The sequence below is a fragment of the Pigmentibacter sp. JX0631 genome, from assembly GCF_029873255.1.
Taxonomy (GTDB): Bacteria; Bdellovibrionota_B; Oligoflexia; order Silvanigrellales; family Silvanigrellaceae; genus Silvanigrella.
Map to the genome: position 1 here is coordinate 333,657 of NZ_CP123622.1, position 25,156 is coordinate 358,812.

The window sequence follows — 25,156 nt, forward strand, 5'->3', positions numbered from 1 at the left end:
ACTATATTAACCTAGTGAAATTTTTCTGTTCTTATTTGATTTTGATGAATATTAAGTTGAGGCTGATCTACTTTATGCTCATCTTCTAGTGCAGTTAAAAATAAATATAAAGATGTACAAATAAGTGTAAAAATAAATCCACTAATAAATAATATTTTTATTTTTGAGTTTTTTTCTTGTACCACTTCTTCTACCACAAATAACCTCTTAAAAAGATGTTGTTGATAAATACCTTTTTCTTTCTACGGCAACTACTATTCCAATGCAACTCAAAGCAGTAACCATATGCGTCCCGCCATAACTAATAAAAGACAGCGGAACACCAACGACCGGAAAGACACCTAAAACCATGCTGATATTGATAACAAAATGAAAAAGAAAAAATGCACCAACCCCAACCGTAGCCAATACCGAAAAGGAATCTCTGGCTCTATCAGCTATTTGAAATATTTGAATAATTAAAATAGAAAACAAAAAAATTAAAATCAGGCAACCAATAAAACCATGCTCTTCAGCCCAAACAGAAAACGCAAAATCGGTATGTCGTTCTGGTAAGAAATTTAATTTAGCTTGCGTTCCTTGTCCAAAACCTTGTCCCCAAAGTCCTCCACTCCCAACGGCAATCATACTTTGGATTGAGTGATACCCTGAACCTCGAGGATCCAGCATTGGGTTTATGAATGTTAACACTCTCTGTTTTTGATAGTCATAAAGAATAAAGTTCCAAGCCAATATAGATAAGGTTACAGTTATGAATAGAACGGTTAAAATACTTTTTCCTCTTACTTTTATTGTCGCAATTTGTAGCCCTGAAATAAGCAATACTAAACTGGCCGTTCCCAAATCAGGTTGTGCTAATATTAACAGAAAAGGAACACCAATAAATAAAATTTGTCTCCATAAACTTAATAAAGAAAAATCAGAAAAACCTTTCATTAAATTAAAGCTTCTTGCAACAATTAATATAATAACAAACTTCACAAATTCGCTCGGCTGAATTCTTACTGGTCCCAAAACCAACCAACGCTCCGCTCCTTTTGCGCTACGTCCAAATATATCAACAGCCAAAAGCATTAAGCAAACTAAAATATATCCAAATAAACTTAAACGTTCCAAATTTTTAATATCTAATAGAACTCCCCAGAATATTGCCGCAAAAGTACCAATTAAAATAAAAATAATTTGATCATAAAATCGGGCAGGATAATAAAAAGCATTTGTGGCACTATACAAATTATAAAGTCCTATACAAATAATTGAGTAACTTGTAATAACAATGCCCCAAGGCATTCCTTTAAAACGATCTTTAATTAATGAAAATATAATCATAATTTACCTCAATTCTTCAGGCAAAACCGATTCATTTAATGGCTGTCCATCAGTTTGATTTTGTTCATTAATACGCTCCATAGGAATATTTTCATTTGGCAATTCTGAATTATTATCCATTATAGGTTTTTGTCTTCTCGGTATCAAACTGCTTTTCACGGGCTTCGCAAATTTTTCAGGAAATTTTTTTCGCCAAAATGCTTCAATAATCTGTTGCGCTATTGGAGCAGCATTGGCTCCACCTCCCCCTCCGTCGTATTCACTAAATACAACTACTGCTATTTCAGGAGTATCGCTTGGACTATATGCAGCAAACCAAGCATGATCTAGAGCATTAAAGGCAACATCTTCTTGATTCACACCTTTGGTAAATTTCAATGCCGAAGTCTGCGCTGTTCCTGTTTTCCCTGAAACGGTAAACCCTTCCACACGTGCTCTTTTTGCAGTTCCTACATTAGATTGCACAACATCAAATAATCCTTTTTTTACAACTGCTAAATTGGCAGGATTTATTTTAATTTTTCTAATTTCTGTCTGTTTCTCTTCAAAAATTACTTTTCCTTGACTGTCTATAATTTTCTTTAAAAAATGTGGCTTATATAAAGTACCACCATTACCAACAGCGGCAAAAGCGTTTAAAACTTGGATTGGTGTACACAAATTAAATCCTTGTCCAATTGAAGCATTAATTGTATCACCACTTAACCAGGGAAGACCTTTTGTACGCAGTTTCCACTCTGTTGAAGGAGAAATTCCAGGTAATTCCATATTTAAATCAAGACCTGTTCTCTCGCCTAATCCAAATAGTTTTCCCCATTTTGCTATGCGATCAATTCCCACTAAGTTTCCAACGTTGTAAAAATAAACATCACAACTTAATTCCAAGGCTGCAGACATATTAACTGGCCCATGACCTGTATGTTTCCAACATTTCCAACGCCCATTTCCTAAGACAAAATAGCCTGGACAATTGAATTTTCTTTCAGCAGTAACAATTCCCTCTTCAAGAGCTGCTAAGGCTACAATAATTTTAAATGTAGAACCTGGGGGGTATGCCCCACCTGTTACTTTATCGAGTAATGGTTTAAATGGATTTGATCTTAAATTTTGCCAATCTTCCATAGTTAAACCATCTTGATACATTGCTAATTTATAATTGGGATTAGATAGATATACCAAAATTTCACCATTATTTGGATCTATTGCACATACTGCTCCATTTTTGTTCCGAAATGCTTCTGTCGCAACATTTTGCAAGTCTGAATCAATTGTTAAATAAACATCATTTCCTCTTTGGGCGGGTCTACTCAAATTTAAAGAAATATCTAATGAGTTGTCAGCCTGTAACCTTCCCAATGCGTCTACAAGCAATGCTTCTCGCCCTTCTCCGCCACGAAGATATTTTTCATATTTTCTTTCAATTCCTGTTTTTCCAATAATAGAACCTACACGATATTGATAATTAGAGACTTGTGAATTTAAAATATCTAATTCTTTTGCCGTTACCTCACCAAGGTAACCAAACAAATGCGCTGATTCATTACCTAAGTAATCTCTTCGAGGTGCAGAATCCACATCCACTCCTGGTAAAAAGAATTTATTAGATTCAAGAGTGGCTACTTCATGAAGAGATAAATTTCTTTTTATTCTAACAGGCACAAATTTTGGGTTTGCCTGTGAATCTAAAAGTTTTCTTTCAATTTGTTGAATTGGTATATGAAATAAATCAGAAACAATGGAAAGAGTTTTCGGTCTATTTTGCAGATACTGAGGGATAACAATTAAATCAAAAAACAATCTATTTGAAAGTAAAATACGGCTATTTCGATCATAAACAAGTCCTCTTGGAGCAGGTCTTGTAATTTCTCTAACTCTATTTCTTGCCGATGCTACAGAAAAATCTGTTCCTTTAATAATTTGTAAATACCAAAGACGAGCTGTAATAGCTGCTGTAATTCCTAAAAAACAGGAAACTATAATATTTCTCCGATTTGGATCTGAAACAGACTCTTGTCTTGACCTATTATCAAGCATTATCCGACTCCAATAATAAATTTAAAGATCTATTAACTTCTTTTTATCATGAGAAGGAATAAATTCAAAAAATGAATCTATAAAGTTTAAAAATTTAAATAAAGGTAATGCGATAATTAGCGAAGAAATAAAGCCTTTCCATGAAATGGATAGTAAACCTACTAAAGTCAAAAAATCTCTGTTTTGTATTGTAAAATAAAAAAGAAAAAATTTTAGAAAAAACAGACTCAAAAAAATAAAAAATTGTCCAAAGTAACTGTTGAATAAAAATATTTTTGAAAGAATATGTGAAAATACAATAATTAACAAAAAATACATAATGTAAAAACCATTTGGTATTGATGAATTTACTTGCAATAAAATTGCAATGAATAATATTTTAATTAAAGCTAATGGTAAAAAATGTTGGATACTTACAAAAATTACTGCGACAGAAACTAAATCTATATGCAACCAAAGAGAAGAACTTTTTGCCAGAACGCATGACTGTAAATAAACAAGAAATATAAGAAATAGCAGGGAGAAAAAAAAATGGGATGTCTTGCTTTTTAAATAGTTAGTCTTAGCCACCAGATTTCTCCGCATTTGATTCTAGTAATTTCTTCATCCAATCTACTCCACCAACTTTACGAATTACATCAACTTCTCTATTAGGATTTAAAAGAACTAGAGCCTCAGATAGATCTAAAAAATTTACTGCTGGTTTAACTTCAATAGTTTGTGTAACACCATCTGAATTGACCCTAATATTTGTTACCTTTCCAACTAAAATTCCACTTGGAAATGCTCCAGTTAAACCACTTGTTACAATCTCATCACCAACTAAAATACTGCTTCCCCGTTCCAAATATTTAAATTGCATTGAATTGTCAGTACCACCCTGGAGAACGCCTCTTCTACGATTGCGAGCTACTATTACATCTAAGTTACTATTAGGGTCGACGAGTAATAAAACATCAGAATGACTCACTGCAACACGCATAACTACTCCAACAACTCCTTCTTCACCAACAACTCCCATTCCTGGTTGGATTCCGCTTTTAGAGCCTTGATTAATTCGAACATTTTTATATATGAATGAAGGATCAGAGCTTGTTACTTCACAAGTTATAAACTTTACAGACATTCTTTCAGATAAATTTAATAATTTTCGTAGTCTATTATTTTCTAAAATAATATCATCCAACGTTCTAATTTTTACTTTTAATTCTGCATTTTCTCGGAGTAATGTATCGGCTTCTTTCCTTGCATTTTTTAAATCTATATACGAATTATATGTTGTATAAATATAATGACTTGAGGAAAGAAAAATCATTTCAACTGGTTTACTTATAGAATAAACTATTTTTTCTAAAATACTTAACTCTTTTTTTGTAGGATGAGTTGTTGAAAAAAAGAACATTGTAAAGATGAGAGTTACTACAGATACCAGCCAAAAACCGTATCTTTTAAATTGTATCATTTTTAACCCACATAAAAACGTCTATAATAAAAGCAAGTTTGCAAAAATCAGAATTTACAGAAAATAATAAGATGTTCTGAAGAAAAAAGAAAGATCTTTCTGTATAAAGTTTGAAATTGTTCTCAAAAAGTGCGAGATAATGTTGACGGTTTTTTGCAGAGGAGTTTGCTGTGCGTTTAAACACTAAAATATTTTCATCGGTTAGTACTAAGTCATTTGTTTTAGGATTTATCATCATTACTGCAGTTGTTGCGTTTGTCTTTACGGGCTTTGGCAGGTTAAACCCAACCGGTCTATTTGGTTTAGATCCTAATACAGCTGCGCAAGTTGGTTCTGAAAAAATAGAAATGCAACAATTTGCTGCAATTATTTCTAGTCAGCTGAACCAAGATACTCCCCCAGAACAAAGAAAAATGCTTGCTCGCCAACTAATCCAACGCATGATTCAAGAAAAAGTTCTTGCAGAAGAAGCTAAAAGTTTTGGTTGGAACGTTTCAGATGTTGAAATGGCTACTCTAATTAGAAGCATACCGCAGTTTCAAAATCCTAAAACACAACAATTTGATATGCAGGCCTTTAAAAATTATATCGCTTCACAACAAATGTCAGAATTGAGTTTCTATTCATTTTTAAAACAACAATTAGAAATTCAAAAATTTAATAACTTGTTATATTTACCAACTCCAACAAGCACAAATATTGCTGAAATTCAAAATAAAATTAATTCAACTGAATTTAAATTACAATACGCATTAATTGCATTACCTGATACTGTTTTAAAACAAAAAGTTCTTGAAGAATCTCAAAAATATGCCAGTGATAAAAATAATTTAAATAATTTAACTCAATTATATAATAATTCAAAAAATCAATTTTCGCAAAAAGCACAAGTAAAAGCTCTAACGATATTGATTTCCTACAAAGATGCGCAACGTGCACAAGGAGATGCGTTAAATAGAACTCAAGCTGAAGCAAAAAAAATTATTGAAGAAATTCATGCACAATTAGCAAAAGGTGCAGACTTCAGCAAATTAGCAAAAGACAAAAATGATGATTCCAACGCTAAAAGCAACGCTGGAAATATTGGATTTATCGATGAATCTAATATGGATCCAAAATCTGTTAGCACTGCACTAAGCCTAACTTCCCAAAATCCTTTATCTACTATAGTTGAAACCCCTTTTGGTTACCGCATTTTTAAATTTATAGAAGGTAAGCCAGCCATTACAAAATCATTTGAAGATGTAAAATTACAATTAGCTGAACAAATGATAGGAAGCGACATTAAGCAAAAGCTAGAAGCGAATCTATTAAAAGAAATAAATGAAACTTTATCAGCAAAAAATATCGCTAAATTAAACACAATATTAACTGAAAATAAAATCACATGGCAATATGTTTCAAAACAATATAAAGTTTCTGAATCATTTATTACCGAGCTTGGAGTATCAGACAGTTTGGCGCAAAATGTTTTCTCCCTTAAAAATCCTGGAGATTTAATTCAGAAAGTTTTAGATTTCGGGGCTAAAAAAGCTATTGTAAAATTAGTCTCAAAAACTGTTCCAACTAATACAAATGAACAAATTGAAGCTCTTAAAAAACAAATGACTGGAATGAATAGCCAAGAATTCGCCACAAAAACACAAAAGTATATCCTATCTTCATATGAAAAAAGTGATAAAATTAAAATCAACCCAGCTCTTCTAAATTAATTTTTTAGAGCGCAAAAAGACTTCCGATTTATTGAAAGGTACTAATTTTGCAAAGTGATGTTGATGTTTTTATTATTCAAAAACAAACAACCCTAGAGCGATATACAAGAAGTAAAATTAATATAGATTTTTTTGATTACTTGGAAAGAGACAACCAAACTCCAGTTCCTTTACAAGAAGCGCATAATGAACATACAAAAAGTAGAGATATTTTACTCAAAGCTTTAGAAAAATATTCATTGACATATAAAATATTTAATTTGGATGAATTATCTTCAAATAATATTTGTTACTATAATGATAAATGCAAAAATTCTGGTTTAAATCCAAAATTAAAATTGGTCATTTCATTAGGTGGTGATGGTACTCTTTTGCACGCAAGTCATCATGTAGGAGGCGATGTCGCTTTATTAGGAATTAATTCTTGCCCCGCACACTCTGTAGGGCATATGTGTCCTGTAGTTCCTAACGATATTGAAAAAGCCATAGGCTGTATTGTTAAGAAAGAATATTCAACAAAAAGTGTAAGAAGAATTAAACTAGAAGTTTCACGAAAACAAATTCTTCCATTGGCATTAAATGATGTGCTGCTCTGTAATCGCCACCCAGCTGCCACAAGTAGATATCAATTAGGAATTTTTTCCTCAAATTTTACTAAAGAGTTTGGTTCTGAGAAACAATTGTCAAGTGGACTTTGGGTATCTACTGCAGCTGGGAGTACAGCTGCTATTTCATCATATGGTTTTCAAAAGTTAGATCTTCTTTCATCCCAAATATTAGCAGCAGTCAGAGAACCCTACACCCCAAGAAATGAATCTTTACAATTAAAGCAATTTTCTATTGACGGAGATGAAAAATCATTGTTGTTTTTTTCTCGCATGCGCCAAGGTCTCGTCTGTGTTGATGGACCTGATTCCTGCGCATATTTGGGTTTTGGTGATACTGTAAAAATGAGCTTACCAAAGGAATGCGCAATAAATCTTGTTCTCGATTTTTTTGGTAAAGTACCTTTGTTTCCGATAGATAATGGTTAACACAAATAGTGAAATAGTATTTTATAGGAGAGCTTTTTTATGAAGCACCACAATTATGGAAGTGAATTTTACATAACAACTAAGCAAAAAGAACTTGTTGCTTGGGCAAGAAAGAACTCTTTGTGGCCTTATCCTTTTGGAACTGCTTGCTGCGGAATCGAATTGATGTCGGTCATGGGACCTAAATATGATTTAGCCCGATTTGGAGCAGAAGTCGTGCGTTTTTCTCCAAAACAAGCTGATTTATTGATTGTTGCTGGCACGATTACAGAGAAAATGGGGCCAGTAATCAAAAGAATTTATGATCAAATGCCAGAGCCAAAATGGGTTCTTTCAATGGGCGCATGCGCTTCTTCAGGCGGTTTTTATCGCGCTTATCACGTTATGCAGGGAGTTGATAAAATCATACCTGTTGACGTCTATGTTCCCGGCTGTCCCCCAACTCCAGAAGCTGTTTTAGATGGCTTCATGCAACTGCAAGAAAAAATAAAAAAAGAAGCTCTTGAAGGCATTTCAGCTGAGAAAGAAGACAAGTAAACATGAAGGAAGAAAAGCTTCGCATTCTTATCATAGAAGATGACAGAGATTTAAATAATTTATTGAAATATACTCTGGAAGCTTCTAGGGATTATGACGTCAAATCACATTTTGATGGTAATGGTGCTTTTGAACTTATTTCTCAATTTATGCCTGATCTTGTTTTATTAGATGTGATGTTACCAAATATATATGGTACTGAAATATTAAAAAACATTCGTGATAACTCTAATACAGCTGGAATTCTTGTCATTTTATTAACAGCACGTTCCCAAGAAAAAGATAAAGTAGAAGGATTCGAAGCTGGTGCTGACGACTATATTACAAAACCATTTTCTCCAAGAGAACTAATGCTTAGAGTGAATGCTTTATTACGTCGATCGCATGCCTTAAAATTTCAAAACTCTCACAATCCATCAAATAAAGATGGCGAGAAAATAAACATTCCCCAAGATCCATTAGAACAAAATAGTTCGAAAATTATTTCAGTTGGCACAATAAAAATATTTCCTGATGAATATAAAGTAACAGTGAATAATGAAGTTATTTCACTTACGGCGACTGAATATCAATTATTAGTTTTTTTGTGTGAAAGAGTAGGAAAACTGCAAAGTAGAGAAGCTCTTTTACAAAAAGTCTGGGGATATGAAGGCCAGGTTAATACAAGAACAGTCGATACCCATATAAAACGCCTAAGACAAAAATTAGGAGTTGCTGGAAGTATGATCGAAACTATTCATGGATTTGGTTATCAATTAATTGATCCTCATTGAAATTATATTTTTTGCGTTTCTCCCAACGATAATTAATGGAAACGAGTGCAATTCAGAAGGAAATGCATATAACTAGAAAAAATTTGGAATGTGGAGAAATCTTTTGTTACAAACATGTCCGGAAAAGACTCCAATACAACCTTTCTTTGTGATTGAACGGGATGTATTGCTGCAAGTTTCGCTGTGGCATTTATAAAGTCAGTTTCATTTGAAGTTTCTATTGCGGTAAACACAGCATTAATTGCCGCTTTTTCATATGGTCGTTCAGCTGCAAATTGCGTCCAATCCGCAACATTAGCGAATGAACGAGTTACATACCCTCTATCTAAAAAAGCATTTAAAGTGTTGCCCCCATTAAAACACGTTTGATTTAATGGGGCTATCAAAGCATAACCTGTGCATCCTGGATTTCTTTCCGAATTAGTAGCCATATGTTCTTTAAACTTTTGTGAAATTTTTTCTTGTAAATACTTAATATAGCCAATCTCTTCTATAGTCCTTGGGCTCATTGGCTTTCCTGATAAAGGATGTAAGACAATATTTCCACCTACAGGTCCTCTAAAAATAAAAGGACTATCGTCTCCAAGATTCGCATTTAATACTGCAGCCGAATCGTCTCCCCCTTCTCCATTATACTCAAGCCACGCATTGAAATAAGCTTTTTTGATACATGGATTTATAATCTCAAATTCATATTGTATATTGGACTGAAATGTGGAGCCAACACTAATTTCATTGTAATGACAATTATCTCTTAATTCTCTCACAAAATTTCTTCCTGAATCTGTGTTTGTTACTTCGTAAGCATGCGTGTTAACTGTGTCTGGGAGAATACCATCCATAAATTTTTTATATTTCCAAAATCCATCATTAGGATAACCTTTTATTCTTTCCATTTCGTGAAAAAATGATTCATGATGATGTTCTAGCCATGCACTATGACCTGCTGGTCTGTTCGCTAAAATTGGTATTTGATGGTCATAGTAGTGCATATTACTTCCTAGGTTCATCCGGATTTCCCAAAGATCTTTCAATAATTTTACTGGAGACCCATTATAAGCTCTTAAATAAGTAGCTCTTAACTCTTCTTTAAATGTAGGGGTTGGAGTTGCAGAAGGAACGCTGATAGCTTTTTTATTTTCATCTTCACTTGTGTTTCCAGTGTTACTTTGACTTTTTTTAGAGCAATCTATTACTAGAAATAATGATGAAATTAAAAATAAGAACAAAAATATAAAATTACTTTTTTTCATTACTAACCCCTATTTATTGGAAGAAAAAAGATCATAAATAATGATCAAAATTCGTGCGTCATCTTTTGAATTACATCCCAATGTTCAACAATTTTTCCTTTATCTAGGCGAAAAAGGTCATAAAAAGTATATTCTTCACAAGCCATGTCACCTTGGCTTATAGCAAGAACAAAGTTTCCTTCCCCTAAAATATTATCGATATCATTATATTTTATGTTCTTTTTTGATATTGAAAATTCATTTTCTATTATTGCACTATGTTGAATATAATTTTTAGGGTCTATCCACTTTTTTATAGAACTTATTTTTTGATTGATTAAAACAGTTTGGATGTATTCTAGGATAATTTTTTTATTAGCATCTGTTTTCTTAAGATCTTTTATTTCTTTAGATCCATCAATTTGAGTATTTCCAGTTGAATTTTTTTTATCTACTTTTTGTTCTAAACCTCCCCAATGTTCGACAATTTTTGAATTTTCAAAACGAAAAATATCGATACCAACTTGTGGCCCCTTAAAGATATAATCTGTGTGGGCAAAAACAAAATTTTTATCTTCAAAAACCCGAATTGTATTTACTTTAATCGGTGAATTGGGGAGTTTCTTATGAATTTTATTAAACCCTTTTATACTATCTCGTACCCTATAATTATTTTCTTTGAATTTTTTCTCATCTATATTTTGAATAGATTTAGGGTCCTTGGTTTCCACACTTTTTAAAAGCTCAAATACGATCTTTTTTTGGTCTACTTTTTTTTCCACTCCGAAAACTAAAAAATTTGAAACTAACAAGGATATAAATATAATTGATTTAAATATATATTTAAGCATATTATTCCTTTCTACTTTACTTTGAAGCATAAATTTAATATCATTTATCAATACATATATAGTAAATCTTAGTAGTAGTTATTATCAAGTGTTTAATATTTTGATAAATTATTCTTGACACTTTAGAAATCGATAAATTTTTGTGCTTTTTAAATATATTCTTTCAATTTTAATCAATCATTTTCTAATATTTTTAATTTTTGAGCATATTTTACTTCATCACTTTTATTTTTTTCTGAATAATTTTGAGACAGTTCACAGTTGACTTTTTTATCTTCCAATCCATTCAACATATAACAAAATTGTTTTTTTGAATTTATTCTTTGAATATCAAACTCGCCATTAGATAAGACACGAACATAAGCTGCTGCAAATTTATCGGGAGAACTTATCAAAAATACTTTATCATTTTTGTTACTTTTTTTATAAAAATCTTCTTTAATGTAAGGATCCAATTCTTTAAGATCCTCTAAATAAACAATTTTTTGTTGCGTATCAATAAACGTTCCATTTTCTAATCTGTAGGCATATAATGAATTATATACTTTAACTAATTTAATTCTAGCTTCTGATTGTTGCCCTTTTGCTTTAAAACTTGAAACTTTAGGAAAAACAATTAAAGCCAAGATAGCAATGAACGTTATCAATCCTAAAATTCCAAAAGTTGTATAGCCTAAGTTACTTTTAAAGTTTTTTTGAATCTTAAAAATAAGCCAATCCTTCTTCAAATTGAATAATTAAATTTCTTATCGCAAAAAACTATTGTTAAATTAAATTGTTTTTGTTTTTTTTATTCTAATTTTAAACTATAGTATTTTCAGATAGTTATTAACTTTGAGTACCATACAGGTTCAACTTTCGAAAGGTTTAAAATGTATATAAGTTCAAAAGTAAGATTAAGTGGTTGGCTTCTCCCAAATGGAACTTGGAGTGAATGTTTACCATGGGAACATCTTAAAAGCGCAAAAAATATACCTTATGTTATTGAAAATAAAGAAAATAATGCGGTTCTTCAAACTTATTGGGATCATCCTGATGAAGAATTATTACGTTCTGAGTTGGGTAAAATAGGAATGATTAAAATAAGTTATACTCTAATAGATGCTGATTATATTAATGAACTTCAATTAACTCAGCTCCAAAAACTTGCTCAGATTTATCCTCTCGAAGAAGAACTAGAATTTATCGGCAAGATAAAACTAAAAATTCAAGTTAGAATTTTCTTAAAAATCAAAGATCCTCAACGGTTAAACAATTTATTTTAAAGTAATAAGTGTTTTTTTAATATTTTTTAAATATTTACCGAACACAAATCAGGATAAAATATCTGTTTTAAGGATTTATTATGGGCACTTTTGAAACGATTGGTGTTGAATATAATAAAATAAAAGAAGTATATTTAAAGTACATCAAGGCTTATAAAGATTTGAATAATAACTCAACAAAAGGAGCTACTTCTTTTGCTGATTTCTATCTTTATAGAACTTATACTAGTAAATACGCTGACCCTAGAAAATTTATGGGTAGCATTAAATAATTAATTATAAGGTTTACTTGTGGAAAATTTTGAAGACTTTATAGCTGAGTTAAAAAAAGAAAATTCCCCCGAGGAAGTAAATCGCAACACAACTCGATATAATGAAGAAATTATTCCTTTTTATAAAAATCATGGGATTACTGAAGAATTTAAAGGCGTAGATGATTTACTAATTACTTGCAAAACATTTCATGCAAAAAATCCTGTTGCAAAAGTTATTTTATGTACAGGTTACAACGAGTCTTATTTAAAGTATTGTGAATTTATTCATAATTTATACGAAATGGATATTTCAGTTTATTGTTTTGATCATCGTGGCCAAGGTTTTTCAGGACGATTTTTAAATCAACAAAATCGAGGATATGTTGATAAGTTTTCTAATTACATAAATGATTTAAGTTTCTTCTTTGAACATGTGTCTAGCAATGAAAAAAATTTACCAATTTTTATAATAGCTCATTCAATGGGCGGAGCAATTACAGCTCTTGCAGTAAATCAAAAAAAAGTAAATCCTAATGGAATTATACTTTGCGCTCCCATGTTTGAAATTATGCTTGCCCCATATCATTTTTTAGAACTTCCCATTTTTTATTTATCACGTCTTTTTTGTAAAATTAATTTAGATAAAAAATATGCTATTGGACAAGCAGATTGTATTCCTTTTCGCCCTTTTGCAGGAAACGATGTTACTCATAGTTTATTTAGATATAATGTGTGGAGAAAACATATTTCTGAAATTGATGATTTACAATTAGGTGGACCAACATACGGGTGGTTAAAAGAAAGCATAAATGCTTCCATTTACGCAAGACATATTAATAATTTACATAATGTACCCTGCTTACTTATTCAAGCGCAAGAGGACACAGTAGTAAGAAATTCTGCACATCAACTTTTTCTAAAAAATAATCCTCATTGTGAATTTGAATCCATTGAATTTGCAAAACATGAAATATTAATGGAAGCCGATGTAATAAGAAATAGAGCATTATATTTAATTCAAAACTTTATTACAAAAAAAATTGGAAAATAATTTTATTTAAAATAAAAAAGCCAAAAGTTAGTTCTTTTGGCATTAAATATTTATTTCTTTAGCTAAATTATTTATTATTTAACTTTCGTAATATCAAGTACAACCTCGTCAAATCTATGCGATTCGAATAAAAATTGACGAATTGCGCCCGTTCCATCGGTTGTAGGATCCATTGCTCTACCAGATTGAGCAGCCATTCTAGCTCGTGCATCCATTTGATTAAATAGTTCAACTTTACCACCCACAGAAGATGCCTTAGCAGGGGCATTAATAAACGAAACAGGCGGCCTTACTATCACTTGCTCTGGTCTTACTAACCCAGGTAGTTCTGTCACTACTGTAGAATTTACCCGATTAGTTAAGTTACTTGGAGTAACAACAGTAAAAAATCCGTTTCTAGCCTCATGAGTTCTAATCGTAGGTAACGATTCAACTGTAGCAAAATCATAGTTAGGAATTATCTCAACATTTTCATTAAATCTTACATTTTTTACTGGTTTAAAAGCTTTTGTTGCTTCATCATCAAGATAAAATGTACTGCCTAGTTTTGCTGAACCCGTAAAACTCACTCCGATACCACTTAAGAAGGACACTATACCGAGTGCTAGTGATATATAGCCCAAAATAGTAGCTGTTTCAGCATATCTTACGGCCATATCTTTATCACCAGCTTGAGCCGCCTCATATGCTTTATGCTCATATATAGAAGAAGCAATACCTGTTCCAGCTGAAGCAACCCCCGCAATTAATGATGTTGTTGCTAATCCTATTTGCGCTCCGGTTAAAGCAGTTGCTGTAGTTGCAGCCGCACCACCAGCAGCAGCTCCCGCTCCTGCTCCTATAAGCCCTGTAGATGTACCAAAAGTTACTACAGAAAGTGCAACTCCCAAGATAGCAAGGAAGATACCAACGCCCATCATTGTTGCTGAAGCCGCGCTTTCTCCACTTGGATCGAATTTCATAATAGGGTTATTTTCAGCAAAAGTATAACCATTTAAACCACCTTTACCAAATGGCGAATGGACATCGTACTGCATAAAACGAGCTAATGCAGGGTTGTAGGCACGGTAACCTTGTCCAAGGAATTGATAGCCAGATTTACTATCTGTACGTTCTCCATTGAATCCAAAACCACTCACTTTTGCTAAATTGTTATTTTCTGCTAAATTTGCTTGTTGTCCATAAGGAGTATAAACATAATTTGCTTCTAATAATTTTCTTCCTTCATAAATTCGAATAACACTCTGTGCTTGATCTGTTAAGAAATATTGCGCATCTGTACCTTGAGCTATTTTTCCAATTACTCTTCCACTCACTTGAAAGTAACTAGTAATTAAACCATTTGTGCTTTCATTTAAAACTCTTTGACCATTGTAATAAAATTTTGTTTCTTCATTAGTTGCTTGATCTTTTTGCGAAACCAATTTTCCATTTCCATTATAACGATATTCAGTAACTTTACCGTCTTTTACAAAAGCTTCAAGTCTATTAAAAGGAGAATATGAAAGACTGTTTCCTTCTCCATCTTTAACTATATTTCCATCGTTATCGTATTCTAAATTAGCAGTTTGAACTCCTTTTGAAGTTGCAGTGGTATATCCAACAAGTCGACTTGGATCTTGCGCTGAATAATTATAATTTGTGGAACTAGATGTACCATTTGCATAAGCAACTTTAACAGTTTTAATATTATTTAGACCATCAAAACTATAATCTTCGGTAGAAATAGTTTGACCATTTTGATCGCTAGGGCAAGCAGTTCCACTACACATATAACTAATTAAATTGTTATATCTATCATATGAATATGATTCTCTAGCTGAATAACCTTTATCACCTTCTTCAGTTCTTGTCCTTGAAGCAATATTCATATCTTTTCTATAAGTATAATCATACTTTAAAATTGCTTGACCAATTTCATTTTTATTAGTCAAATTAACTAAGTTACCAATATCATCATATTCATAAATTGTTTGTGCATTATTTGGGAGTATTTTACTCTTAATTCTTGAAAAATTATCATAAAAATACTGTTCCATTTGAATATTGTTCATCTGTGTTGCTAAAATAAATTCTGATGCTTCCAGTTTCCCATTTACCTTACTGAAATGATACTTAGTAATGTTTCCCTGGATATCTTTAATACTATCAACACTTCCTTGTAAATTATATCCATATGAAATTCGTCTATTGTCTGGATAAAGCACAGAGGATATAGAACTATCTGCATTATAAAAGTAGTTAGTTATTCCTGTATTATCTTTCATTGCAGTAATGTTTAAAGTATAAGGATCATATGTATAAGTAGTTGTATACTTACCACTTAAATCACCAGATACTTCTTTTTTTGCTAACTTATTAAATGGTGTATAAGAATATTTTATTAATTTTCCAGATCTCGTTTTTTCTGAAATCAAATTACTGGAATTATCATATTCATAATTAATTGCATTTCCTGAAGGATCAATATCCTTAATGATCAATCCTTTTTCATTATATTCTCTAGATCCAATTACATGTTCTTTAGAATTTGCTAAAATAACCGATTTTTTAGTTACTTTATCTAAGAATATTTCATCATATTCAAATTTTACTTTCCTACCATCAAGATATTGTTCTTCTATATTTTGTCCTAATATATTGTTAAAATATTTTACAATATTCCCATTAACATCTTTTTTCTCTGAGACATTTCCAAAATTATCATATTTTAATGAACTCTCATTAATAAACACTCCAGATGGAGAAAATAATTGTGTTCGAACAGGTTTTTTAAATTCATTGTATGTTGTAATACTTGATAAAGATCTTTCCCCATTTAAAGCTTGAACAAAACTTGTTTCAGTTCTATTTACATCATTAAATATTGTGTGTTTAGTTTCACCACTTGGAGAAGTAGCTGCTATATTTCTTCCAACCATATCATATTTGTAATTAAGTTCTAATTTATATTGATTCCCCTGAACATCGTTATTATATAGAATTTCTTTTATTTTTTGACCAGTTACACCGTACACAAATGATTTTATTTTTTCAATTTTTCCTGATTGAACACTTTCTTTTTGAATCTCTAATTCTCTGCCTAAAGAATCATAAATAACAACAGATTTATATCCATTTGGAGATTGAACTAATAAAGCACTTGTACCATATCCACCAAAAGTAGAATCATTCACTTTATAACTATAAGATTTAGATAAAGTTACTGAACTAGCAGGAGATTTTAATGACTCACGAGTTTTTCTTCCTAAAATATCATATTCTGATGATATTTCTAGTCCCTCTTTATTGAGTACTTTTTCATCTAATTTTGTATAAGCATTTTTATAAACTGCTTCACTAGATAAATATTTTCCTTTTGCAGCATAATAATTAACATTAATAATGTTTTGTGAATTATTTAATGAAAAAGAACTTTGTCTTTGTACAATTTTACATTTTCCATTTGCAGCAGAATAAAGTTTAGTAACAGATGGAAGCCCAAAGGTTTTCACTATATTTTTTGCAGTATCTGAATTATCATACTTATGTATTTCAGTTTTATAAATTTTACCACAATTATTATCTTCTAACGTACATGCGGTTTCACTTATTTTATATATTCTTGCTTTAAGCCTTTGAAAACTGTTCCCTTGGCTATTCTTTGCATCTTCATAAGAGTAGTCAATAACTTTACTTCCTCCACCATTAATAGATTTCTCAATTTCACGGAAAGGGAAATTAACCATTTTATGATATGTTTTTTCTGGTGGTAAATAGGAAAATTCTTTTACTATTCCATTCACATCTTGAGTTTTTGTAATATTTCCATAGTCATCAAATTCTTGTTTAATAACTTCTGAACGCTTCGAACCATTTACGTAGTAAGATGTTTTAATTTCTTTTGGAAAACTATATGTTGAATTTAAATTATCAAAACTTTTATTTAACCAATCAGAATAAGTAAATTCTTTTACTAAGAAGAAATCACCATTTATTTTTACTTCTTCTTTAATCATTTGATGAAAGTGATTATAAAATCTTTCTGTTGATGCTGATTGGTTATCTGGTGCTTTTTTAGTTTCTACCGTTGAATAAGTATATGTATTAGGAGTAAAAAATAATGCATCTTCACCCTCTTTATATCCGGTAAATCCTTTTGCTAAATAATTTGTATTTGTTGAGTTGTAATAGTTATAAGTAATTTCTTCTTCATTACTTTCTGTTTTTGGCAAAGAAATTGTTTTAATTTTTGCTACAGCAGGGGCAGCTGCATCCTTTTTAGCCGCTTCTAAACCACCTGATAAATAAGCTATATTTATCACAGTTCCAGTAGGATAAAAAATACTCGTAATTAAGCTATCAGTTGGAAAAGCTTTTTCTATTGGCGCTTTATAATCAAATTTAACTTCTTGTCCAAGAGGATCTGTAATAGACGAAAGAATATTTCCGCCAGCAAATTTTTTAATTACTGTAACAGCTTTTTCGCTACCTAAATTTCTAACAAATTGCACTTCAGAATCAGATGGATAATTAATTTCTAATTTTTTTAAATCGTTTCCATTTCCTGGATTTTTATATACGATACTTGTAAGTCTATTTCCTTTTTCATAAATAAATTCCGCACTAAATCCTTGCACATTAGTAATTTTACGAAGATTTCCATATGCTCTATCAATTAATTCGACTTTCCCATTTTTATATGTCAAAGTAATGAAGTCTGAACCTAACTTAACATCTAGGTCTTTTAGTTTGTAATATTTAAGTTTTCCCTTCCCTAGATCAAGTTTATATCCACCACCACTTGCTAAACTCAACATCCCACTTTTTGTGTCATAGTGAGATAAGTTTAGTGACCAACCTTTTCCTAAACTAAATGCATTTGTAAAAGATGTTGAAGTATAGTTTAAAGCCAATGATATCTCAGGATCTTCAAAACCATTACCAATAATATCCCCAATTTTATATGTAACAGAAAATGCTCCAGTACGTGGGTCTACAGTTTGAGATAAAGATTTAAAATTATAAGCATCACTGAAAACAGTTGAATTTGAAGAATTATCTCCACTTGAAGTTTGCGCATTTGCTTGTTTAGCTCCTGCACTAATAGCTGAATTTTTTCCTAATTTTCCACTACTTACAATTTCTTTTGATGAATTATATACTATTGAAGTTAATTTAGACACACTATGCGCATAAGCATAAGATTGGAATATATTTGACAACATTAGACCGCTACTAAAGAGGGCCGTAATTTTGGTAAATACCTGATTTCTCTTCATATTTCACCTTCTTAATTTAAAATAAAAAAATCTTTTTTTTCCAATGATTTCAATAAAAAGACAATTATTCATAAAATAATAATGGTTACAAATTGATTATGTAGCTATTAAAATACCTTAATACTAGGAAGAGAAAGTTTTAGTCTTTGAATAATTTGAGAAAAATACAAATAAAAATAGGTTATATCATATATAAAGGAACGGTTTTCGAAATTGATTTGACTAACTGCATTACAGTTTCCTTACTAAGTCCTAATCTCTCTATTAGCATTGGATGAACCCTTAATTCAGTATGATAATTCTCAAAACCGCATGAAAAACGATGCGCCAGAACATCAGAAAGCTCTAATATATTGATTTCTTTATTTAAAAATTCAACTCTATAGGGTCTGAGCTTTTCTTTTGTGTGATGGAAACGTATGATATTTAATACATTTTGATTAAAACCCCAGTTTTGTAACAAATCTGATCCCAAAATGTCGTGCGTCATTACTTGTAACTTTGTTTCCGCAGTATAAAAATTAATTTTATCTGCTTGGCAGCAATTTACTATGTCTTGCATAATTTCACGTTGCATTACAGCCCTTATTAATAAACCCACATCATGAAATGCACCAGCAAGCATGAGATCATTTGCTGTACTTAAATTAAGAAGTTTCCCAATTTCAAATGCAAATTTAGAGACACAAACAGAATGCAAATTAAAATTCTTTAAGGAAAAAAAACCTATATCCTCAAATTTTGGGAATTTACTATAGTATTCTGATGTTAATAAAACTGTTAAGTTAACGATTCCTAACCGAATGATAGCTTGTTTTAGGTCATCAGTGACTATTCCTTTGCTATAATGCTGAGAATTTGCAACATCTAGTACTTTTTTAAACATACTAAGATCTTTAGATATTTTATCAGTAATAGCATCATAAGAAATTTCGTTTTTATAAATTGCTGAAAGACAGCTGACAATGTTTTCACTTAGAGAAGGTAACACAAAAGCAGAATTTGTATTTTTCATTTTCACTACTCACTGGTAATATTTTAAGCACTTGATCTATTTATAATACTATAAAAAAAAAAAAATTTAAATAAGTTACTTTTTTGTTCATAAAAATACATATTTTTCTAAAATATGTAACTTTTTTTTTATTATTTAGTGTTTTACAAAATTTAAGTCTCAAGCTAATGCTTCCAAAGATTGTCTAGGTAAAAACTTAGGTTATCACAAATTTTATTAAAACCATACTTAGAGGAAAATAATGAAAAATTTTTTTATCATCATGCTTTGTGCGATTGTAACTTTATGTATAATATGGCCTTTTTCAGATAAAATCGCCTATCATTTTTTAAGTAATAATTCAGAACTTATTCCCAAAGAAGCTAAAGAAAAAAAAGAACTTTTGTTTTATAAATACTCTAGTAATCATACATTTGAAGATGGCTATCGGGTAAAGTTAAATCAATCTGAAAATTTGGATATAAAACAGTTAGTTGCGAAAAGTTTTAAAAACTCTCCAGATATTTTATTGGACTATTTTGGCGTGAAAGATTTATCAGAAAATGAAATCGTCCAAAAAATATTAAATTATGAAAAAATAAATTTTTTTAAAGTAATTGATTATAATGAAAATGAAGTTTTACTGGGTGAAAAAGGCGATGAGTTTTTTTATCTTTCATATTCAGTTCATACTATTAATAATGAAAAATACTTTGAAGTTCGTTCTAGCACAAATTACTGGTATATTAGTATAATTAAGCCATTTCATGTATACATAATGATGGGTTTTTTGAAATTTTTAAGCTAGTAATTAATTACTTTAACTTAACAAATCTTAGAGTTACCCCAGAATTCGCCATACGAGTAAAGCAAATTTAAACCACAAATCTATATATATTTAATGGAATATTTTTTGTTTATTTTTATTATGTAACAAGAAATTAATGATTTTTTTGCATTACTAGAAACATTTAAAACAATAATATCAGAAAGATATGTTTTTATTGTATAATATACAATTATAAAAGCTCTTTAAAAATAAGCATAACTTTAAGTTATAAATGATTTTTTTAACATTATTATAAATTTTTATCTTATTTTTAAAAGATATTTTAATATATTTTATCGTATTTTTCTTTAAAAAAGACATAATCTTTAATTATATATTTAAATTTAGATATAATATCTTTTATATAAATTTCATTAATTTTACATAAAAATAGATATTTTAATTAATAAAATTAACAGATTAAAAAATCATATTTTTTTTTAATTATTTTATTTACTATTAACTACAAGTTTACTATTGAAAACAAGATAAAATTCTGTCAAATAAAACAATCTGTCATTACTCTTAAATGAATTTTTTATGACAATTTTCCAAGTTTTTTTTATAGAGGATTAAAAATGAATATTAAAGTAACTTTATTTACTTTTATTACTGTTGGCTCTTTAACAATTTTGACAAGTTGTTTTTCACATAAGAGTGATGATAATCAATCAAATAAACCTTCTTCACAAAATATTCCAGACCAAAACATTAAATTAATTCATGCTATGTGTGGAGCTCACTCTTTAGCTGGTAATTCAATAAACCCATACGATCCTTATGATCCATACGATCCTTACGATCCATATAATCCTTATGCTACCAAATTTCCTTTCGGCGCTAATCATTCTTATCAAATAGTTATTTTAAATAACAAAGCGTCACTAATTTATGAAAATACTTCCGCTGGAGTAGTTTGCAAGTATTCAGAACCTATTATTTTAACTAAGAATAGTAATCAGCTAACAATCAGCACTAATGGCTCAATTATTGAAGATACGGCAAACCATGCTTCTTGTGCTAGAATTTCAAATTCATTAGTTAATGATTTGGGATTTAATGATACCTATACTTTTACTCAGAATACTACTGAAACCGTACTAACTTCGACTTCAGTTAATTTTTGCTCTAAATATGGTTATCCTATTGATCTAGTTACCTTCACTTTTAGAAATAATTAGTAAAATTAATTATTTAACATATCAGATTTAATAAATTTAAGTCATACATAACTTTAAATCTGATACTTTTATTGTTATGCTTCTAAACTAAATCTAGCACTTTAAGCAAGTTACCTGTTTATTAGTATTGATATTCCAAATTTCTTTTTATTCTAAATTGTCTTGACTTTCTTTAAGTGTAATTTTTTTGGACACATCATAGTAAGATTAAAAATAAAAAATCTTACTATTTATATGCATAACTACATAATATTAGTAATTTATTTTATTTTTTTGATTAATAAGCTGATAATAAATAGCTAATTGAATACCTTTTAACTACTTATTAACAGGTTTTTCCTACTATTTTGAAGATATAAAATGTATAATTTTATTACATTTTTAATAGCAGTTTTTAATATTAATAAATTATGAAAAATTGATTAAGAAATAAATTTTGGTAATCTATACATAATTTATTTAAACAAAAATAATTTAACAATTTATTGAGGTTATATGAAAAGAAATACCCTTTTTTTAGTCCTTATAATCATTCTTCAAATTTTTGCTATTTCATGCAAAAATAATGATAATGATTTTAATAATGCTATAAACGCTAAACCATCTAAAACAGCTCTTGGAAAAGTGTATTTTAATAGCAGCGAAGCACATATTGATAATTTAAATAATATTATAATTTCAAATATTGATATTAAAAATGAAAAAGAGCTTAAAATTAAATTTTCCGATAAAGACGAGAGCAATTCATTTACTTTAGATAATCAAACTATCCACAATAATCAAGATATTTTGAGCATTATTAAAAAGAAAAAAGTGCTATTAAAAAAGATAAATAAAGACGGCTCAATTGATGAATACAATTTGTATTTTTCACAATTACCTGTACTCAGTATAAGTACCGATAAAATTAATAACTTTCCTGATATAAACAAAGCTCATGTAAATTTAGATACTTTAAATACCGACATTTATATTAATACAAGAGGAAAAGCCTCTTTAAATTTCTTAAAGAAATCTTTTGCAATTTATACAAATAGTGATTTTACTAATTATTTATCTAAGAATTTTAAAATAAAATCTAAAGAAAATTTATATTCTTTATATGCTAGTGACCCAGATCCTTCTTTAATAAGAGATCAAGTAAGTCAAGAAATTTTTTATGAAAAACTAGGAAGTAATTTAAAAAGCCAAAAAGTAGATGGAAAACATATAGATCTTTTTATCAATAATAAATATTGGGGCATTTACTATATATCCACTATTATTAACACTAGTGTACTAAAAGATGATAAGTTATCTGATCTTTTAGAACAAACATGGCAAAAAAAAGGGTATGATAATTTACTATATACTGTTTCAAATGATCAATCTAATATCCTTAAAGATCCTCGTAATTTCAAATTCAGTAAAGATCCTACTACTGAAAGCGAAAAACTTAGTATAGATTTATCAAAATGCGAAAGCGCTCTTGAAAAGACATTTGAACCCAACTATGTAAATAGTTTCTTAACAACAATTCTTGCTATTAAGGGAAGTGATAATATCGTAAACAATAGTTTTATTGCTTTTAACAAAGGTAATATTAATGATTTTGTTCATTCTAATTATTCTAATGGCAACGAACTATATTATTTACTTTGGGATGCCGATCAATCTTTTGGAACCTATCAAAAGAAAATAAATTATAACAGATATAATGTTGTTTTTGACCATATTGATTATGTAAAAGATCGTGGATCTTTAGTCACTTGTTATTTGCAAGATGTAAATGGTTTTAAAAATAAATTTATTCAAAAATGGCTTAAAGAAAATAATAGCTTACCAGGATTTATTAAAGATTCTCTTGAAAGAAATTTTAAATATTTAGACCAAAATATGGCATATGATAGAGAATTTATACGTTGGAAGACTAATAAATCAGTAAGCTCACCAAAACCATTTGATGAAAATGACTTAAATTTAATGATCAATTGGGTAGATAATCGATTTAAGTACCTAGAAGAAGATTTTCTTAAAATCCCAAGCAGTGCTTATAATAAATATCAAATTAAGAAAATAAATGGAGATCCAGTTGTAATTCACAGAACACAATTCAATTTTAATCATTTTAAACTAGTACCTATTATCGCAAAAAATAGAATGGAAACTCATGAAGAAGCTAGTAAAAGAACAAATGCAATAGCTATAGCGACAGGTGGATTTTTTGAGTACTACTACAAAAATCAATTTATTCATGACAGAGCAAGTTCATATATCATAAATGGTCCTGAGGGCTGTGATGCTACTGGTAAATATCCAACAATTGATTATAAAGCTAATCCTATTGGTGTATTTAAAGAAAAAAACAAATACCATTCAACTTCTGATGAGTTTCTTCCTGCTTTGGGCTGGAATGATCAAGGTGAGTATGTTATCGGAGATCTTTCTATTGCAGTTACAGTTACTTTTCCTATAGCAGGAAAAACTTTGAATATAAAATATTTGAATATTCCATTGTCAGATAACTCATCCTATATTAACCTTTTTAATAATAGCTTTGGGAAAAATACAAATACACCAGCTGGTACATTTGAAGTAACAATTAATTCAGCAACAAATTTAATTGAGTCAATTTCATCCACTGGAAATGCTATTATTCCTAATAATGGATATGTAATTTCTTTTGGAACAAATTCAAATTTATCTGGATTAAATTTAGCCACACTCAAAGTTGGAGATCACATTAATATAAACTACAACTATACTGAAAGTATATTGGCTACTAATACTACAAAATCTTTTCAAAATATGGATTACATTAGAAGCAAAAACCAAAATTTAGTAATAAATGGTAAAGTTGTTCAAGATGTTGAAGATGCATATAAAAGGACTCAACTCATTCCTCATCAAGCTATTAATAGCAAATGGATGACTAAACGCGATAAATTATTATGGCTAGATCCCAATTTCTTCCCAGGATCTCATCCTAGATCGGCACTTTGCATAAGAAACGACAAATGGAATTTGTATGTTGTAGATGGCCGCCAACCTGGTATTTCTGAAGGTATGACTATCCATGAATTAGCTCATCATCTAAAAGATGAAGGATGCGACCAAGTAATCAATTTTGATGGAGGCTCTTCTGCAACTATCAACTTTAGAGGGTTTAAAATGAATATTAATTCAGGTGGACAAGGAAAATGCACCAATATTTCAAGGCCCGTTGCTGATTTTATGATTATTCAACGCAAATAAATGTAATAAAAAAAGGACATCAAATTTCTTTTAATGTTTGATGTCCTTTTTTAATAAATAATTAAGTCTTAATAGATTATGAAAATTTAGTAAAAATTATTTTTGAAAAGTTTATTAAGAATA

20 protein-coding genes are annotated in these 25,156 nt (G+C 29.8%); 10 read left to right on the forward strand and 10 right to left on the reverse strand.

The features are described from left to right. Positions 1 to 11: 11 nt before the first annotated feature. From QEJ31_RS01420 to mreC, 5 genes are read right to left on the reverse strand one after another with little or no spacing between them, the layout of a single operon-like run. Entirely contained in the window at positions 12 to 197 is a 186-nt protein-coding gene (locus QEJ31_RS01420; RefSeq protein ID WP_280592008.1) for a hypothetical protein, read from the reverse strand. Positions 198 to 207: 10 nt separating this feature from the next. Beyond that, complete coding sequence (gene rodA, locus QEJ31_RS01425) at positions 208 to 1,329, reverse strand: rod shape-determining protein RodA (protein ID WP_280592009.1); 1,122 nt, start codon at positions 1,327 to 1,329, stop codon at positions 208 to 210. A 3-nt stretch (positions 1,330 to 1,332) separates the two neighbouring features. Next, positions 1,333 to 3,363, reverse strand: coding sequence for a penicillin-binding protein 2 (gene mrdA, locus QEJ31_RS01430; protein WP_280592010.1), 2,031 nt, complete (start codon positions 3,361 to 3,363; stop codon positions 1,333 to 1,335). A 21-nt stretch (positions 3,364 to 3,384) separates the two neighbouring features. Further along, a complete protein-coding gene (locus tag QEJ31_RS01435) occupies positions 3,385 to 3,933 on the reverse strand; it encodes a hypothetical protein (RefSeq protein WP_280592011.1) in 549 nt (182 codons plus the stop codon). Beyond that, the gene (mreC, locus tag QEJ31_RS01440) at positions 3,926 to 4,825 is read right to left on the reverse strand and encodes a rod shape-determining protein MreC (protein WP_280592012.1); all 900 of its coding nucleotides are present in this window, start codon (positions 4,823 to 4,825) and stop codon (positions 3,926 to 3,928) included. The genes QEJ31_RS01435 and mreC overlap by 8 nt, the downstream gene beginning before the upstream one ends. A 170-nt stretch (positions 4,826 to 4,995) precedes the next feature. On the opposite strand from mreC, the gene QEJ31_RS01445 reads away from it, so the two are divergent. From QEJ31_RS01445 to QEJ31_RS01460, 4 genes are read left to right on the forward strand one after another with little or no spacing between them, the layout of a single operon-like run. After that, on the forward strand, positions 4,996 to 6,537 hold the full coding sequence (locus QEJ31_RS01445; protein WP_280592013.1) for a peptidylprolyl isomerase: 1,542 nt from the start codon (positions 4,996 to 4,998) through the stop codon (positions 6,535 to 6,537). A gap of 47 nt (positions 6,538 to 6,584) precedes the next feature. Next, positions 6,585 to 7,571 (forward strand): hypothetical protein, encoded by a 987-nt coding sequence (locus tag QEJ31_RS01450; RefSeq protein WP_280592014.1) that lies wholly within the window; start codon positions 6,585 to 6,587, stop codon positions 7,569 to 7,571. A 39-nt stretch (positions 7,572 to 7,610) separates the two neighbouring features. After that, positions 7,611 to 8,108 (forward strand): NADH-quinone oxidoreductase subunit NuoB, encoded by a 498-nt coding sequence (gene nuoB / locus QEJ31_RS01455; RefSeq protein WP_280592015.1) that lies wholly within the window; start codon positions 7,611 to 7,613, stop codon positions 8,106 to 8,108. Between the two features lie 2 nt (positions 8,109 to 8,110). Then, complete coding sequence (locus QEJ31_RS01460; RefSeq protein WP_280592016.1) at positions 8,111 to 8,881, forward strand: response regulator transcription factor; 771 nt, start codon at positions 8,111 to 8,113, stop codon at positions 8,879 to 8,881. Positions 8,882 to 8,913: 32 nt separating this feature from the next. On the opposite strand, the gene QEJ31_RS01465 is transcribed toward QEJ31_RS01460, so the two are convergent. The 3 genes from QEJ31_RS01465 to QEJ31_RS01475 form a co-directional block, all read right to left on the reverse strand. After that, positions 8,914 to 10,134 carry a hypothetical protein gene (locus QEJ31_RS01465; RefSeq protein ID WP_280592017.1) on the reverse strand — a complete coding sequence of 407 codons (1,221 nt, stop codon included), beginning with the start codon at positions 10,132 to 10,134 and terminating at the stop codon, positions 8,914 to 8,916. 44 nt (positions 10,135 to 10,178) lie between these two features. Further along, on the reverse strand, positions 10,179 to 10,964 hold the full coding sequence (locus QEJ31_RS01470) for a hypothetical protein (RefSeq protein WP_280592018.1): 786 nt from the start codon (positions 10,962 to 10,964) through the stop codon (positions 10,179 to 10,181). A gap of 173 nt (positions 10,965 to 11,137) precedes the next feature. Then, positions 11,138 to 11,611, reverse strand: a complete 474-nt coding sequence (locus tag QEJ31_RS01475) for a hypothetical protein (RefSeq protein ID WP_280592019.1) — start codon at positions 11,609 to 11,611, stop codon at positions 11,138 to 11,140. Between the two features lie 225 nt (positions 11,612 to 11,836). On the opposite strand from QEJ31_RS01475, the gene QEJ31_RS01480 reads away from it, so the two are divergent. From QEJ31_RS01480 to QEJ31_RS01490, 3 genes are all read left to right on the forward strand, one after another. Next, positions 11,837 to 12,229 carry a hypothetical protein gene (locus tag QEJ31_RS01480; RefSeq protein WP_280592020.1) on the forward strand — a complete coding sequence of 131 codons (393 nt, stop codon included), beginning with the start codon at positions 11,837 to 11,839 and terminating at the stop codon, positions 12,227 to 12,229. An 80-nt stretch (positions 12,230 to 12,309) separates the two neighbouring features. Then, positions 12,310 to 12,501, forward strand: coding sequence for a hypothetical protein (locus QEJ31_RS01485; RefSeq protein ID WP_280592021.1), 192 nt, complete (start codon positions 12,310 to 12,312; stop codon positions 12,499 to 12,501). A gap of 19 nt (positions 12,502 to 12,520) precedes the next feature. Next, on the forward strand, positions 12,521 to 13,534 hold the full coding sequence (locus QEJ31_RS01490; protein WP_280592022.1) for an alpha/beta fold hydrolase: 1,014 nt from the start codon (positions 12,521 to 12,523) through the stop codon (positions 13,532 to 13,534). 74 nt (positions 13,535 to 13,608) lie between these two features. Here the strand turns inward: QEJ31_RS01490 and QEJ31_RS01495 are convergent, their stop codons facing one another. Both QEJ31_RS01495 and QEJ31_RS01500 read right to left on the reverse strand, forming a co-directional pair. Beyond that, positions 13,609 to 18,741 carry an RHS repeat-associated core domain-containing protein gene (locus tag QEJ31_RS01495; RefSeq protein ID WP_280592023.1) on the reverse strand — a complete coding sequence of 1,711 codons (5,133 nt, stop codon included), beginning with the start codon at positions 18,739 to 18,741 and terminating at the stop codon, positions 13,609 to 13,611. Between the two features lie 235 nt (positions 18,742 to 18,976). Beyond that, positions 18,977 to 19,810, reverse strand: a complete 834-nt coding sequence (locus tag QEJ31_RS01500; protein WP_280592024.1) for an HDOD domain-containing protein — start codon at positions 19,808 to 19,810, stop codon at positions 18,977 to 18,979. A 241-nt stretch (positions 19,811 to 20,051) separates the two neighbouring features. Between QEJ31_RS01500 and QEJ31_RS01505 the strand changes: the two genes are divergently transcribed. The 3 genes from QEJ31_RS01505 to QEJ31_RS01515 all read left to right on the forward strand — a co-directional run bounded on the left by QEJ31_RS01505 (position 20,052) and on the right by QEJ31_RS01515 (position 25,033). Then, complete coding sequence (locus QEJ31_RS01505; protein ID WP_280592025.1) at positions 20,052 to 20,597, forward strand: hypothetical protein; 546 nt, start codon at positions 20,052 to 20,054, stop codon at positions 20,595 to 20,597. Between the two features lie 599 nt (positions 20,598 to 21,196). Beyond that, a complete protein-coding gene (locus QEJ31_RS01510; RefSeq protein WP_280592026.1) occupies positions 21,197 to 21,799 on the forward strand; it encodes a hypothetical protein in 603 nt (200 codons plus the stop codon). A 495-nt stretch (positions 21,800 to 22,294) separates the two neighbouring features. Continuing rightward, a complete protein-coding gene (locus QEJ31_RS01515) occupies positions 22,295 to 25,033 on the forward strand; it encodes a phosphodiester glycosidase family protein (protein ID WP_280592027.1) in 2,739 nt (912 codons plus the stop codon). The last annotated feature ends 123 nt before the right edge of the window (positions 25,034 to 25,156 follow it).

Coding starts and splice junctions, on each gene's coding strand:
- mreC (WP_280592012.1), bottom strand. CDS start 4,825: ATGATACAATTTAAAAGATACGGTTTTTGGCTGGTATCTGTAGTAACT.
- nuoB (WP_280592015.1), top strand. CDS start 7,611: ATGAAGCACCACAATTATGGAAGTGAATTTTACATAACAACTAAGCAA.
- QEJ31_RS01480 (WP_280592020.1), top strand. CDS start 11,837: ATGTATATAAGTTCAAAAGTAAGATTAAGTGGTTGGCTTCTCCCAAAT.
- QEJ31_RS01465 (WP_280592017.1), bottom strand. CDS start 10,134: ATGAAAAAAAGTAATTTTATATTTTTGTTCTTATTTTTAATTTCATCA.
- QEJ31_RS01505 (WP_280592025.1), top strand. CDS start 20,052: ATGAAAAATTTTTTTATCATCATGCTTTGTGCGATTGTAACTTTATGT.
- QEJ31_RS01485 (WP_280592021.1), top strand. CDS start 12,310: ATGGGCACTTTTGAAACGATTGGTGTTGAATATAATAAAATAAAAGAA.
- QEJ31_RS01500 (WP_280592024.1), bottom strand. CDS start 19,810: ATGAAAAATACAAATTCTGCTTTTGTGTTACCTTCTCTAAGTGAAAAC.
- QEJ31_RS01495 (WP_280592023.1), bottom strand. CDS start 18,741: ATGTTGTCAAATATATTCCAATCTTATGCTTATGCGCATAGTGTGTCT.
- QEJ31_RS01510 (WP_280592026.1), top strand. CDS start 21,197: ATGAATATTAAAGTAACTTTATTTACTTTTATTACTGTTGGCTCTTTA.
- QEJ31_RS01515 (WP_280592027.1), top strand. CDS start 22,295: ATGAAAAGAAATACCCTTTTTTTAGTCCTTATAATCATTCTTCAAATT.
- QEJ31_RS01470 (WP_280592018.1), bottom strand. CDS start 10,964: ATGCTTAAATATATATTTAAATCAATTATATTTATATCCTTGTTAGTT.
- QEJ31_RS01460 (WP_280592016.1), top strand. CDS start 8,111: ATGAAGGAAGAAAAGCTTCGCATTCTTATCATAGAAGATGACAGAGAT.
- mrdA (WP_280592010.1), bottom strand. CDS start 3,363: ATGCTTGATAATAGGTCAAGACAAGAGTCTGTTTCAGATCCAAATCGG.
- rodA (WP_280592009.1), bottom strand. CDS start 1,329: ATGATTATATTTTCATTAATTAAAGATCGTTTTAAAGGAATGCCTTGG.